General features: G+C 42.8%; 9 protein-coding genes. 6 read left to right on the plus strand and 3 right to left on the minus strand.

What is annotated here, in order from left to right; all coding sequences use genetic code 11:
• From dnaA to gyrB, 4 genes are all read left to right on the plus strand, one after another.
• Positions 1-1,386, plus strand: coding sequence for a chromosomal replication initiator protein DnaA (dnaA, locus tag E2H97_RS00005; protein WP_133405219.1), 1,386 nt, complete (start codon positions 1-3; stop codon positions 1,384-1,386).
• 154 nt (positions 1,387-1,540) lie between these two features.
• Positions 1,541-2,641 carry a DNA polymerase III subunit beta gene (dnaN, locus tag E2H97_RS00010; RefSeq protein WP_133405220.1) on the plus strand — a complete coding sequence of 367 codons (1,101 nt, stop codon included), beginning with the start codon at positions 1,541-1,543 and terminating at the stop codon, positions 2,639-2,641.
• Positions 2,642-2,822: 181 nt separating this feature from the next.
• A complete protein-coding gene (gene recF / locus E2H97_RS00015; protein WP_133405221.1) occupies positions 2,823-3,917 on the plus strand; it encodes a DNA replication/repair protein RecF in 1,095 nt (364 codons plus the stop codon).
• A gap of 258 nt (positions 3,918-4,175) precedes the next feature.
• A complete protein-coding gene (gene gyrB, locus E2H97_RS00020) occupies positions 4,176-6,590 on the plus strand; it encodes a DNA topoisomerase (ATP-hydrolyzing) subunit B (RefSeq protein WP_133405222.1) in 2,415 nt (804 codons plus the stop codon).
• Between the two features lie 10 nt (positions 6,591-6,600).
• On the opposite strand, the gene E2H97_RS00025 is transcribed toward gyrB, so the two are convergent.
• Positions 6,601-9,000 carry an ankyrin repeat domain-containing protein gene (locus tag E2H97_RS00025; RefSeq protein WP_133405223.1) on the minus strand — a complete coding sequence of 800 codons (2,400 nt, stop codon included), beginning with the start codon at positions 8,998-9,000 and terminating at the stop codon, positions 6,601-6,603.
• A 210-nt stretch (positions 9,001-9,210) separates the two neighbouring features.
• Between E2H97_RS00025 and E2H97_RS00030 the strand changes: the two genes are divergently transcribed.
• On the plus strand, positions 9,211-10,647 hold the full coding sequence (locus tag E2H97_RS00030) for a hypothetical protein (RefSeq protein WP_133405224.1): 1,437 nt from the start codon (positions 9,211-9,213) through the stop codon (positions 10,645-10,647).
• A gap of 29 nt (positions 10,648-10,676) precedes the next feature.
• Here the strand turns inward: E2H97_RS00030 and glyS are convergent, their stop codons facing one another.
• Positions 10,677-12,749 (minus strand): glycine--tRNA ligase subunit beta, encoded by a 2,073-nt coding sequence (glyS, locus tag E2H97_RS00035; RefSeq protein ID WP_133405225.1) that lies wholly within the window; start codon positions 12,747-12,749, stop codon positions 10,677-10,679.
• 14 nt (positions 12,750-12,763) lie between these two features.
• Positions 12,764-13,669 carry a glycine--tRNA ligase subunit alpha gene (gene glyQ, locus E2H97_RS00040; RefSeq protein ID WP_121837901.1) on the minus strand — a complete coding sequence of 302 codons (906 nt, stop codon included), beginning with the start codon at positions 13,667-13,669 and terminating at the stop codon, positions 12,764-12,766.
• A 455-nt stretch (positions 13,670-14,124) separates the two neighbouring features.
• On the opposite strand from glyQ, the gene E2H97_RS00045 reads away from it, so the two are divergent.
• Positions 14,125-14,682 carry a DNA-3-methyladenine glycosylase I gene (locus E2H97_RS00045; RefSeq protein WP_133405226.1) on the plus strand — a complete coding sequence of 186 codons (558 nt, stop codon included), beginning with the start codon at positions 14,125-14,127 and terminating at the stop codon, positions 14,680-14,682.
• The last annotated feature ends 3 nt before the right edge of the window (positions 14,683-14,685 follow it).

Below are 14,685 nucleotides of genomic sequence, written 5' to 3' on the forward strand. Positions count from 1 at the left end.
GTGGCAGTTTCGCTTTGGCAACAGTGTATCGGACGACTGCAAGATGAGCTTCCGGCTCAGCAGTTCAGTATGTGGATCCGACCGTTACAAGCTGAAATGGATGGGGAAACCTTGGTGTTGTACGCGCCAAACCGCTTTGTGCTGGATTGGGTTAGAGACAAATACCTCAGCCTCATTAACCAATTTTTTATCGAGCAAATGGGCAGTGATGCGCCCAAATTGCGCTTTGATATCGGCAGTAAACCTGCGGTAAAAGCAACACCTGTTGTGAGTGCCGCGCCTACAGTTGAGCCTAAAGCTACGGTTAAACCCAAAGCAACCAACCCTGCGGCATCACCTCAAAAGAGCAGTGCTAACCCTAATCACCGCAGTAATATTAACCCAACGTATCAGTTTGATAACTTCGTTGAAGGTAAGTCTAACCAATTGGGTAAAGCAGCGGCGTTGCAAGTGGCTGAAAATCCCGGTGGTGCCTACAACCCACTGTTTTTATATGGCGGTACTGGTTTAGGTAAAACTCATCTTTTACATGCAGTGGGCAATGGCATCATCAAAAATAAGCCCGATGCCAAAGTGGTGTATATGCACTCTGAGCGCTTTGTGCAAGACATGGTAAAAGCGTTGCAAAATAACGCCATTGAAGACTTTAAGCGTTATTATCGCAGTGTCGATGCCTTGTTCATTGATGACATTCAATTCTTTGCCAATAAAGATCGCTCACAAGAAGAATTCTTTCATACCTTTAATGCCTTGCTTGAAGGTAATCATCAGATCATCCTTACTTCAGATCGCTACCCGAAAGAGATCGACGGTGTGGAAGATCGTCTAAAATCCCGCTTTGGTTGGGGGCTAACTGTTGCTATTGAGCCACCTGAGCTTGAAACTCGTGTGGCGATTTTGATGCGTAAAGCTGAAGAAAGCGGCATCGTACTGCCTGATGAAGTGGCGTTCTTTATTGCTAAACGTTTACGCTCAAACGTTCGTGAGCTTGAAGGCGCACTTAACCGCGTGATTGCTAATGCCAACTTTACGGGTCGTCCGATCACCATTGATTTTGTGCGTGAAGCCTTACGTGATTTGCTCGCATTACAAGAAAAGTTAGTGACGGTTGATAACATTCAAAAGACGGTTGCGGAATACTACAAAATTAAGATGGCGGATATGCTGTCCAAGCGTCGTTCTCGCAGTGTTGCCAGACCTCGTCAAGTGGCGATGGCGTTAGCCAAAGAGCTGACCAACCAAAGTTTGCCTGAAATCGGTGATGCCTTTGGTGGACGTGACCATACGACAGTGTTACACGCGTGTCGTAAGATTGCCCAGCTTAGAGAAGAAAGTCACGATATCAAAGAAGACTACGCCAATTTGATCCGTACGTTATCGTCATAAATAACTGAAGATTGTTGGCAAAGTGGACGCTTTTGAAAGCAGAAATCCAGTTAGGCTAGTGTTTCTGATTTAATTGAATAATAATAGAATTACTTTGCTGATCTCGGCATATAAAATTCAAACGCTTTAAGGTAACCATCAGGGAGCTAGACATATGAAATTTTCTATTGATAGGGACGCGCTATTAAAACCGCTGCAATTAGTGAGTGGTGCAGTAGAAAAAAGAAGTAATATGCCTATTCTGTCTAATGTTTTGATGGAGATAAGTGGTAACTCACTTAGAGTCACAGGTACTGACTTAGAAGTTGAACTCGTAGGTGAAGCAACCCTTAATACAGACGTTGAAGAGTCACGCATAACCGTTCCTGCCAAAAAGCTATTAGATATTGTTAAATCTCTTCCTGAGCAAACCGAACTTCATTTTGAACTTCAAGAAGGTAAAGCCTTGCTTCGCTGTGGACGAAGCCGTTTTTCATTAGCGACATTACCGGCTGATGAATACCCGAACGTCGAGAGCTTTGATGCTGATATTGAATTCAGTCTTAAACAAGGTACGTTAAAAACGGTGATTGATTCGACACAATTTTCGATGGCGAACCAAGATGTGCGTTATTACCTCAATGGTTTGTTAATGGAAACCGATGGCAGTGTTTTGCGTGCGGTTGCTACTGATGGTCACCGCTTGGCGTTGAGCCACAAAACCGTAGAAGCGTCGTTACCTGAAAAACAGGTGATTGTGCCTCGTAAAGGGGTGATGGAAATGCTTCGCTTGTTAGATGATGAAGACAAAGATGTCACCATTGCCGTTGGTGATAATGCCATTCGCATTACCACTGAAACGGCAGTATTTACCAGTAAACTGGTGGATGGTCGTTTCCCTGATTATCAACGGGTGCTGCCCAAAGGCGGGACTAAAGTGGTGATTGCCAGTCGTAATGCCTTAAAACAAGCCTTATTGCGCGCCTCTATTTTATCGAATGAGAAATTCCGTGGTGTACGCATTGGACTTGAATCTGGATTGATGAAAATTACCGCCAATAATCCAGAGCAAGAAGAAGCCGAAGAAATGGTGGATATTGATTATGACAATGATCCACTCGAAATCGGTTTCAACGTCAGTTATCTGTTAGATGTGCTCAACCATATTCGCGCTGAAGATGTGCGTATCACCTTAATTGATAACAACTCCAGCGCCCTTATCGAAAACCACGAGGAAGAAGATTCCATGTACGTGGTGATGCCAATGCGTTTGTAATTTTCATTATTACTCTATGTGTGAAGTCTGTTATCAGAAATAAGTGCGTAATAATGCGAACGCCAATGGAAGCGTACATCCATGTACTGACGGCCGTTACATCCTGTAACGGACGATTGTCTTATCGCATTATTCCTACCTTTGTGAGGACTAACATTCACACATCAGGTACATTGGTTGTATGAGTTTATCTCAGCTACACATTCATCAATTTCGCAATATTAAATCGGCTCGGCTGCAATTTGATGCTGGGTTGAATTTAATTTGTGGTGAAAATGGCAGCGGCAAAACCAGTGTTTTAGAAGCCATTTATTTTTTGGGTATGGGGCGCTCGTTTCGCAGTCACCTGAGCCAGCGGGTTATTCAATACGAAACCAATGAACTGACCTTGTTTGCTGAGCTCAATCAGCCAGAAGGTAAGATGAAATTAGGCTTAAGGCGTTATCGCAATGGTGATATTGACGTTCGCTTACAAGGCGAAAAATTAAAACGTTTATCTGAGCTTGCTGAAACCCTGCCTATTCAAGTCATTACCCCAGAAAGCTTTTCTTTATTGTTTGAAGGTCCAAAAGCCAGACGTCAGTTTATCGATTGGGGGGCGTTTCATTCCGATCATAAATTCCACGGCGTGTGGGGGAATGTCAGGCGTATTCTCAAACAACGTAATCAATTACTTAAACAACAAGCCAGTCAAGAAACGTTAAAGGTTTGGGATGCGGAATTGGTTCGTTATACTGAAGCTGTCACAGAGATCAGAAATCACTATGTTGACTCGTTAAATGCGGTGTTAACAGGTATAATTGATAAGTTTTTACCTCAGGTCGAAGTTAAGGTCAGTTTTACTCAAGGTTGGGATAAGAAAACCCCTTATGCTACCGTGCTTTACAGTCAATATCAGCGGGATTTAGCCGCCGGTCACACCAGCAGTGGTGCTCATAAAGCTGACTTACGATTACGGGTAGGCAATCTGCCGGTACAAGATGCGTTATCTCGAGGTCAATTAAAGTTACTTGTGTGCGCGCTTCGTATTGCACAAGGTAAATTATTAAAACAGCAAATCGACAAAAGCAGTGTGTATTTGGTTGACGATTTGCCGTCGGAGTTAGATAGCAAACACCGACAATTATTACTATCGCAGTTATTAGAAACCGAGGCACAAGTATTTGTTACTGCCATCGAGCCCACTGCGATCACGGATTCGTTACATAGCCCTCCAGCACAGATGTTTCACATGGAACAGGGAAATGTTACGGTTAAGGACGCCACTTCATTGTGAACTGGTTAAACCTAAAAAAAGCAGTTAGACACAATACGTTAAATTAACTGCATTAATAGCTAGAGAAGGTAGATAATCTTATCTTTAATGTGAGGGTTTGACGCTCGTAAACTGGCTAAAATAGACGCTAGCTTCGTTACGAATTTTACAAATAGAACCACTATTTGTTTCAATTCAAGCCTTACTAGCGACAATTTTATCTGCGTTTAAAACCGTCACTAACTGCTTTTTCTAGGTTAGAACTTTTGAGAGAATAATATGTCAGAGAATAGTTACGATTCTTCGAGCATTAAGGTACTAAAAGGCCTTGATGCAGTACGTAAACGACCTGGGATGTACATCGGTGATACTGATGATGGTACAGGTCTACACCACATGGTATTCGAAGTGGTCGATAACTCCATCGACGAAGCCTTAGCTGGACACTGTAGTGAAATCACCATCACCATTCATGCTGACGGCAGTGTTGGGGTAAAAGATGACGGTCGTGGTATTCCGGTTGCGATTCACCCTGAAGAGGGCGTATCCGCGGCGCAAGTGATCATGACGGTACTGCATGCCGGTGGTAAGTTCGATGATAACTCTTATAAAGTATCGGGCGGTCTACACGGCGTGGGTGTTTCGGTTGTAAACGCGTTGTCTGAAAAACTGCAATTAACCATTCGTCGTGATGGCAGTGTTTATGAGCAGTTCTACCACATGGGTGAGCCTGAAAAAGAAATCGAAATCATTGGTGAAACCGATAAAACCGGTACCGAAATTCGTTTCTGGCCAAGCAGTGAAACCTTCAGTGACACACTTTTCCACTTTGATATTTTGGCTAAGCGTGTTCGTGAGCTGTCTTTCCTAAACTCTGGTGTGGCGATCCGTTTGGTTGACGAGCGTGACAACAAAGATGAGTTTTTCAAATACGATGGTGGTATCGGCGCCTTCGTTGATTATCTCAACCGTAATAAAACGCCAGTGAATAAAGATATCTTCCACTTTGTGGCAGAAGGTAAGGACGGTATTGGCGTTGAAGTGGCGATGCAGTGGAACGATGGTTACCAAGAAAACATCTTCTGTTTCACCAACAACATTCCTCAACGTGATGGTGGTACTCACCTAGCGGGTTTCCGTAGCGCATTGACCCGTAACCTTAACAGTTACATGGAGCGCGAAGGCTTTAATAAAAAAGGTAAAACCAGCGCCAGCGGTGATGATGCCCGTGAAGGTCTAACCGCCGTTATTTCGGTTAAAGTGCCGGATCCTAAATTCAGTTCACAAACCAAAGACAAGTTGGTTTCTAGCGAAGTGAAGTCTGCGGTTGAGCAAACCATGAGCGAAAAGCTCAATGACTTCTTATTAGAAAACCCTGTCGAAGCTAAACTGATTGTCGGTAAAATCATCGATGCCGCACGTGCTCGTGAAGCGGCGCGTAAAGCCCGTGAAATGACCCGTCGTAAAGGTGCATTAGATTTAGGTGGTTTGCCGGGTAAGCTGGCGGATTGCCAAGAGAAAGATCCTGGTCTTTCTGAAATTTACATAGTGGAGGGTGACTCTGCAGGCGGTAGTGCGAAGCAAGGTCGTAACCGTAAAAACCAAGCAATTTTGCCGCTAAAAGGTAAAATTCTTAACGTTGAAAAAGCGCGTTTTGACAAGATGTTGTCATCACAAGAAGTGGCGACACTAATTACGGCATTGGGTTGTGGTATTGGTCGAGATGAATACGATCCAGATAAGACCCGTTATCACAACATCATCATCATGACCGATGCTGACGTCGATGGCTCTCACATTCGTACGTTGCTGTTGACCTTCTTCTTCCGTCAAATGCCAGAGCTGATTGAACGTGGCTTTGTATATATCGCTCAGCCACCTTTGTATAAGGTGAAAAAAGGTAAGCAAGAGCAGTACATCAAAGATGAAGCGGCGTTGACTCAGTACTTAACGACGTTGGCATTGGATGGTACCAGCATTCACCCAACTCAAGGGGCTCCAGGCATTTCGGGTCAGCCATTAGAGAATATGGTGAATCAATATCGCCAAGTAGAGAAGATCATTGAGCGTTTAGATCAGCGTTTCCCAAGCTTTATTACCGAGCGTTTGTTGTATCAAACCAATGTTCAACCGCTGCTAAGCGATGAAGGTAAAATGACTCAGTGGGTGAACAGCTTAGTTGAAGATTTAACTAACCATGAGTCAGGTGGCGTATTGTTCTCGGGCAATGTGATTTTTGATTCTGAACGTCAGGCGTATTTGCCAAATCTTACTATTCGTAAGCATGGTATTGATACCAATTACCTGTTTAACTTTGAGTTCTTCCAATCGAATGATTACCAAACCATTACTAGCCTTGCAGCGGATATGGAAGGCTTGATCGAAGAGGGTGGTTTTGTTCAACGTGGTGAGAAACGTAAAGACGTCGTCAACTTTGTTGAAGCCCTTGATTGGTTAGTGCATGAAGCGAAACGCGGTTTATACATTCAGCGATACAAAGGTCTGGGTGAGATGAACCCTGAGCAGCTTTGGGAAACCACCATGGATCCTGAAACGCGTCGTATGCTTCAAGTGACCATTGAAGATGCGGTAGGTGCTGATCAATTGTTTACTACCCTGATGGGTGACCAAGTTGAGCCACGTCGTGATTTTATCGAGTCTAATGCACTAAACGTAGCAAACTTAGACGTGTAAATTTAGCGGATTAAGTTAAGCGTCGAGGTATACGTCGACGACGAGCACAAGGGGTCTGATCAGACCCCTTTTTTGTTTCTGGAATGGAAACGGACTCCTTACCGTAAGGCAAGCTATCAAAGTGCTGTGTTTTTTTCATGTGATCTCTAAATAGTGCTTTGATGGGGTTGCTTATATTCGGAGGCCAATATCTTTCTGTAATGGCCCATGGATAATACTTCTCCACTGTGTGCTTATCTACGCGGATCACTAGATCTTGAGTAATGCATACGCCAAAACTTAGTAGCCTTTGCACTGCAAATTGATTTGCGGTTAAGGCGGCAAGATGAAGAGGTGAGCATTGATGTATGTCTTTCAAAGATAGATTACAATCGATGGCAGGCTTATAGCTACCCATAACTTTAAAAGACAGTAATAGTTTTAGTGCCTTGTGGCTATGGTTGACGATAGTAAGGTGAAGTGGAGTCACTTGTCCATCGAGATAAAGCGTTTGCTGATTAACGGTTAATTCTAAGGAGGTATTGGCGGCTTGGTTTATTTGATTTATGGCTACATCATAATTAAGCAATGCAACTAACGTCTCATAATCATCATTTTTGGCCGCTATATGCACAGGAGTGATCCCGTTTTCAAGTATGGCTGACTTTATAAAATCAGGGTTGTGTTTCATCAACCGGTGAATAAGGTTGGGCATTCCAGCTTGTGTCGCCAACATCAATAAGTTTTTTTGTCCTGACTCTATGTTTCTTAAGCCTTTGTCCCAAAGAGTGTCAATGAGAGCTTGTTGACGATAAATAATTGCAATATGCAATAAGCTAAAGCCTTGTTGAGTTTGAGCTTGTATGTGAAGTTGTAATGATGTCTTGGGGGTTAAACATAATAAAGTTAAGGCTCTTTCATCCCCTAATTTTACGGCTAAGTGTGCGGCTGATAAGCCGTTAGCATTGAATAACTTCAAGGCCGTAGCAAATTTAGCTTGCGATAATAACCACTCCAACACATGATATTGTTTCGCCAATACTGTTATATGGAAAACAGTGTGCAAGCTGTTTTCAACTTGTTGGTCATATCGTGCTCCTGCTTTTATCAATTGTTCTATGCAATCTAATTTACCGAAATGAACGGCACAATGCAGAGGTGTATGACCTTTATCATCAACAGTATCAAGGTAAAGTCCAGCAGCGAGTAAGACAGGGATGAGTGTAGGTTGACCATGGCAACATACTTGATGTAACAGACTTTCTCCATTCTCTCCTTTGAGTAATTGCCATTGTGGAATTGTATTTATTAGATACTTTAGATGCTCGATATGCCCACATTGGCAGCAAGCAAACAACAAGCTGCGATGAAGTGCTGGTGTAGGTTCTGTTTCTAGCCAATACTTGATGTCTTCTATTGTTGTTTGACATATAGCTTGGGGTGACTGGCTTATAAAGGCATGAATAACAATGGGCTGTTTCCATTGTTGGCAACATTTTACCCATCTCAACACTTGGTCACTGTGAAGAGAATCTGGAGTGAGCACTCCAGATTCAAGCACTGTTACTGGCTGCTTTTCTTTGTCTTTTAGCCATTGCTCCATTGCCATGTCACCTTGTAGGCCTTTTATGGATAACAGTGTTCGCGTAACTTGCTTTAAGCTCGCAATATGATGCGGTGATACCTGTGCCTGATTGACCATAGCATTTAGCTTATTCATTACGGTGGAAACGGTCGTTTGTGAAAGTAAATGCCAAAGCTGTTGATTACGACTCCAAGGTGTTTCAACTAAATGAAAACTATGTGCTGTGTAGTGCTCTACATAGGGAGTACTTTTTCGGCTTATATACTCACGTAAGCGAGTATTTACCGTTAATATCCAATCAATCGCGTCTAAATCCGGTGAGGTAGACAAAGCCTTTTGAATCGCTTGTGTTGAACCGAGGTTCAATTTTGGTTCAATTTCGACGACATACAATAACAGCTCAGCTTCTGTTATTGAGTGTGAGGGGGCGTTTAAATTAGCCACTGAGTCTATTAAATTATCTAAACCTAATCCTTCCTTCGCCGACAGTAACAATAAAACCGCCAGTTGAGGTTGATAGGTAAACGAAGTAATAAAATTAATCTGAGAAGCTGAAAGAGGGTGAGTGCAGGGAGTCACACTATCTTTGTATAGACAATGCTTAAGTTCTTTCAGCATCACGAACATGGCACACTGCCATTCATGGCTAGTTAATACTGAAGGATCAAGCTGACAGATACTTGCAATAATGGGCTCTACAGAAAGTTGCGCACTTAACGTAATTAATTGATTAGCCAGCGCTTCTGGGAGTTGCTCTGGTATGGCGGTGACAATTTTTGTAGCCATATTTCCCATTTCTACGAGGTTACCATTAGCAGATACAGTTTGATTGATTTGATATGCCATGGTTTGTGTTATCGATCCTCGTAAATAGAATTGCGTATTGAAGCAGGTTTTTGCTCAACAATTGAAGCTTTTGTGAATTAAGTTTAATAAAAACAAGTTGATGTGATTTCTTGAACAGGCCTATCATTTAGAATACATCTTATTCAAATTTTGTTATTTCTGAATTTGAATAGGCTATTTTTATGCAAAATGAAGTGATCAAGGATAATTATGTCCACAGGAGCCGTACTTGGTCATCCCGCTAATCCTGGGATTGATTTAGGCAATGATAAACAGTCACCAGCACAAGCTAAAAAAGAACAGCTTGAGTCGAAATTTACTGATATTTCACAGCAACAAGGGTTAACAGAAAGCTATAAAAATGCTGTGCGTAATGATGTTTATGCTGCCCTCGTAGCCTTTGAGGAAAAGTATCATAATAAAGCCATAGAGTTGTTACTTATTTTCGGTAACGATATGCGTTCAGTACAAAGTAGACGGCAAGCTTATGAGCAGTTAGTTGAGCTAGCCAAACCTGCGTATTGTGAGCACTTCAAATTAGAATATTTCAAAAGTGGTTCCATATTACTTAAAGTACTTCATCTTGAGCAAGTTCTAGACAATGTCGGGGGTGTTGAACAAGCAACCGCACAATCCATCGCTAAATCGGTAGAAACCTCAGATTGGGTTACCGTTGGCAGTGTCACTGCTATGGATACTGAATTTGAGAAAATCAAAGCCGATTGTCTTCCTCTGGAAAAATATTTCAAACAGGATCAATTACGAAGGGTGAAATGGCTTTTAGTTCAATTTGCCAATGATACTACGCCTGCTTATCAGCGATATAATGCTTACATAGAGCTTCAAACCCATTTGACTGATCCTAGATATGTAGCCGAGTTTTCTTTACAACCGTTAAATCAGAGTCACCCCTCAGTTAATGGAGCTAAAATGCAAATCGGTCAGCTTGTTCGTATTGTTGAAGATCGAGGTGCTGCGACATTACAGCAAGAATTACTTAAATATTATCAGGCTAGAGGAGAAGCGTTTATTGATGAACAGTTTAGGGGGGATTTAGCTCGGTCCAAATATACCTTTGTCGATCCAAACGGAGATATGACCGTGTTGGAACTTGGTGATGACAACACGGAGAGTAAATATGAGCGGGTAGAGGCTCGTGAGGTTAGTAGCTCATTTCAAGCTGGCTTTAAAAAAATGTTGGCGTGTCAGGCATTTGAAGCTGATGTTTTTAGATATTTTAGTTATGGCTTTGCACAAGTTCATACGGCAAGAACCAAAACATTCTCCATTGTTTCTAACCAATATCAACTATTTGAATTTCATATAGAATCTATGACTCCCAAAGAGCGGTTAGAAGAGGGTATAGACGCACTAGAGTTTATGATCGCTGACGTAAAAATACTATTAGGACCTAATGAAGTTACTTGCTTTGGTCAAATTTATCGAGAGGGAGATTTGGACCCACTTTATAATATGAAATCAAAACAATGTGCTAAACCCGATGACGTTGGTGATCTCTATTTTGAAGATCATCCTTTTTCTGAGGAACTTAAGTTATTATCTGAGAGGGATTATGAAGGGTATAAACGTGAGTTTTATAGCGTAATTGATCTCCCAGCCAAAAGCAGTACACAAAAGCGAAAATAATGGGCATCGGTGGATGCCCATAGGAAAAATTACGATTGCAGTAGAGAAATATCCGCCACTTGTAAGAACAAAGTGCGTAAGTGATTCAGAAGGGCTAAACGGTTATTTTTAAGCGCTTCATCATCCGCCATCACCATCACATCTTCAAAGAAGGTATCGACGTTAGTACGCAGGGCGGCTAACTGATTTAGCGCAGCTTCATAGTTACCTTCAGCAAACAGTGGCGTTAATGCTGGCTCAAGTTCAGCTAATTGTGCCGCCAGTTTTATTTCAGCATCTTCCGCTAGCAAACCTTGATTGATTTCATTTGAACCATCAATCGCATTTTTCGCCAGAATGTTCGATACACGTTTATTAGCCGCAGCAAGCGCCGTTGCTTCTTCACGCTTTCTAAACTCTGATACCGCAAAAATACGCTTATCAAAGTCAGCAGGTTGAGTCGGCGTGCGAGCGAGTACCGCTAAGATCACATCAACATCTACGCCTTTATCTTGATACCAAGAGCGGAAACGTCCCATCAGGAATTGCAGCACGTCATCGTGAGTATTGTCATTGCTAACGCTTGCACCATGAAGTTCTGCGGCTTTTGCAATCAAATCTACTAAATCCAGAGGCAGTTTGTTCTCGACGATAATGCGCAAAATACCAATCGCAGCTCGACGCAGAGCAAATGGATCCGCTGCGCCTTTCGGGGCTTGACCAATACCGAAAATACCCACAAGCGTATCAAATTTTTCAGCCAGTGCGACGGAGCAAGAAACCAATTCTGTTGGAACGCGGTCGCCCGAAAACTTAGGCAGATATTGCTCTTGAAGTGCCACTGCAACCGCTTCGGTTTCACCATCAAGTCGCGCATAGTGCATGCCCATGGTGCCTTGAGTGTCGGTAAATTCCATCACCATTTCGGTCATTAAATCGGTTTTAGACAGCAAACCGGCACGAGCGGCATCGTCTTGGTTAGCACTTAATAAACCGGCAATGTAACCCGATAGAGCACTGATACGATTAACGCGGTCTCTCAGTGTACCTAATTGCTTTTGGAATACCACGGTTTCTAAGCTTTCTAGACGTGATTCTAAGCTGCGTTTTTTATCTGTGTTAAAGAAGAATTCGGCGTCAGCAAGGCGAGGGCGGATCACCTTCTCATTACCATCAATGATTTGCTGAGGATCTTTCGATTCAATGTTGGTGACAAAGATAAAATGCGGCAGTAAGTTACCGTCGTTATCAAATACAGGGAAGTATTTCTGATCGCCTTTCATGGTATACACCAAGGCTTCTTGTGGCACGTTTAAAAAGTCATTTTCAAAATTGGCTTTAAGAACTACAGGCCATTCAACCAGTGATGCGACTTCATCTAACAGTTCATCAGTCAGCTCTGCAATACCACCTAACTCTTTAGCTGCTTGCTCTGCGCCTGCTTTAATAATGGCTTTACGCTCAGCGTAATCCGCCATTACCTTACCGGTTTCTTTTAGGGTAGGTAGGTAATCATCAGCATGATTGAGTTCAAATTCACTTTGACCCATAAAGCGATGACCACGAATGGTGCGTGCTGACTTGATACCTAATACTGTGCCATCAATGGATTCAGCACCTAAAAGCATGGTTACAGTATGAACTGGACGTATAAATTGGGTGGTGTTGCTACCCCAACGCATCGGTTTTGGAATAGGTAATTTATCCAGAGCATGTTGAGTCATATCAGCGACTAGTTCACTGGTGGCTTTACCTGTCACTTGTGCTTTGTGCAGCAGCCATTCGCCTTTGTCTGTTACAAGACGCTCAGCGTCTTCAACACTAATGCCATTGCCACGAGCCCAGCCCATAGCGGCTTTCGTTGGGTTGCCATCAGCATCAAACGCACTGCTTACCGCAGGACCACGCTTTTCAACGATTTTATCGGCTTGTGCCACATCTAAGTTTTCGATACGCAAGGCTAAACGGCGAGGTGCAGCAAACCAGTTAGCGTTATCAAAGGTTAATTCGGCTTTGTCGAGCTCTGCGGTAAAGTTTACTAAAAACGCTTCAGCCAGTGTTTTAAGGGCTTTTGGTGGTAGCTCTTCAGTACCAATCTCAATGAGTAAGTTTTCTTTATTCATTTTTTATTACCTCATTACTTACACATTGGGAAGCCAAGGGCTTCACGTGCGGCATAGTAAGCTTCAGCGACGCCTTTGGCCATGGTGCGAACACGTAGGATATAGCGCTGACGTTCGGTGACCGAAATCGCATGACGAGCATCAAGCAGGTTAAATGCGTGCGAGGCTTTCATCACTTGCTCATAAGCTGGTAGCGGAAGTGGTTTTTCAAGCTCAAGTAGCTTGTTGCACATTTCCTCACATTTATCGAAGGTCGCAAATAAGAAATCAACGTCAGCATGGTCGAAGTTAAACTCAGATTGTTCGACTTCGTTTTGATGGAATACGTCACCATAAGTGATTCGACCCATTGGACCGTCCGTCCACACTAAGTCGTAAACGCTGTCTACGCCTTGAATGTACATCGCAAGACGCTCAAGGCCATAAGTGATTTCACCAGTTACAGGGCTACATTCAAGACCACCCACTTGTTGGAAGTAGGTGAACTGACTCACTTCCATACCGTTTAGCCAGACTTCCCAACCAAGACCCCAAGCACCGAGTGTTGGAGATTCCCAGTTATCTTCAACAAAACGAATGTCGTGAACTTCTGGGTCGACACCTAAGGCTTTTAGTGAGCCTAAGTACAGTTCTTGAATGTTATCTGGTGACGGTTTCAGTACCACTTGGAATTGATAGTAATGTTGCAGACGGTTTGGGTTTTCCCCATAACGACCATCAGTAGGGCGGCGTGATGGCTGCACATAAGCACTGCTCATTGGCTCAGGACCGATTGAACGCAAGAAAGTTTGTGGGTGGAAGGTTCCAGCCCCAACTTCCATGTCTAGTGGTTGAATGATAGCGCAACCTTGCTGCGCCCAGTATTCTTGCAGGGTGAGAATAAACCCTTGAAACGTTTTTATATCGTGATTGCTGCTCATTACTGTCGCTATATAAAGTGGTAGAAAATGGTTTCGATTATACCTTCATGGTATCGTTCTGAGTAGGTTATTTTCTAGCTTTATGATCCTCAAGGGAAAATTTATTTGTATTTGTTTCCTGTTGGTTATGTGCGTCGAATGATACAGATAATGAAACACCGACACGCTGTAAACCCGTCCATGGGCGCTTGACCTCGGCATCCATGCCTCGGACAGTCGGTTTATTCATTATCTGTATCTAATCTAGAGTTCCTGTACTGAATAAGGCTGATACATTGATAGGAGCAATACTGCGGTATGACAACCGTCCGTTACAGGATGTAACGGTCGTCAGTACATGGACGCACGCTTCTGTTGTCGTGCGCAGTATTGCTCCTTTAATAACATTGAACAATTCATTTTATCTTGGCTTATAGTTATTATGGGAACGACTTGAACGTAAAGGGAACTTTAAAATGACATTAACACGCTGCGCTTGGGTGAGTGAAGATCCTATTTATCAGGAATATCACGATAAGGTTTGGGGATGTCCGGTTTATGACCCATTAGAGCTGTTTGAGAAACTGTGCCTTGATGGACAACAAGCGGGACTGTCTTGGATCACCATTTTGAAGAAACAGCAAAATTATCAAAAAGCTTTTGCCAATTTCGACCCATATAAAATTGCTAAATTTACCGAAGACGATGTTGAGCGCTTAATGCAAGATAAAGGTATTGTGCGTAACCGGTTAAAGATCCAATCCATCATACGCAACGCCAAAGCTTATATTGCCTTTTTAGAGCAGGGCAATGACTTCTCACAATTCTTATGGGAATTTGTCGGTGGTAAGCCCATCGTTAATGAGTTTTTATCCCTAACAGAAGTGCCTGTCGAAACGCCCGAATCGCAGGCCATGTCAAAAGCTCTTAAAAAGTTAGGCTTTAATTTTGTTGGTCCTACGATTTGTTATGCCTTTATGCAGGCGGTGGGTATGGTGGATGATCATACTCAAGAATGTTTTTGTCGGAAATAAAAG

Source organism: Parashewanella tropica, assembly GCF_004358445.1.
Lineage (GTDB): Bacteria > Pseudomonadota > Gammaproteobacteria > Enterobacterales > Shewanellaceae > Parashewanella > Parashewanella tropica.

Excerpts from the sequence above, each read along its gene's own strand:
- glyQ (WP_121837901.1), bottom strand. The coding sequence starts at position 13,669 with ATGAGCAGCAATCACGATATAAAAACGTTTCAAGGGTTTATTCTCACC.
- gyrB (WP_133405222.1), top strand. The coding sequence starts at position 4,176 with ATGTCAGAGAATAGTTACGATTCTTCGAGCATTAAGGTACTAAAAGGC.
- E2H97_RS00030 (WP_133405224.1), top strand. The coding sequence starts at position 9,211 with ATGTCCACAGGAGCCGTACTTGGTCATCCCGCTAATCCTGGGATTGAT.
- E2H97_RS00045 (WP_133405226.1), top strand. The coding sequence starts at position 14,125 with ATGACATTAACACGCTGCGCTTGGGTGAGTGAAGATCCTATTTATCAG.
- glyS (WP_133405225.1), bottom strand. The coding sequence starts at position 12,749 with ATGAATAAAGAAAACTTACTCATTGAGATTGGTACTGAAGAGCTACCA.
- recF (WP_133405221.1), top strand. The coding sequence starts at position 2,823 with ATGAGTTTATCTCAGCTACACATTCATCAATTTCGCAATATTAAATCG.
- E2H97_RS00025 (WP_133405223.1), bottom strand. The coding sequence starts at position 9,000 with ATGGCATATCAAATCAATCAAACTGTATCTGCTAATGGTAACCTCGTA.
- dnaN (WP_133405220.1), top strand. The coding sequence starts at position 1,541 with ATGAAATTTTCTATTGATAGGGACGCGCTATTAAAACCGCTGCAATTA.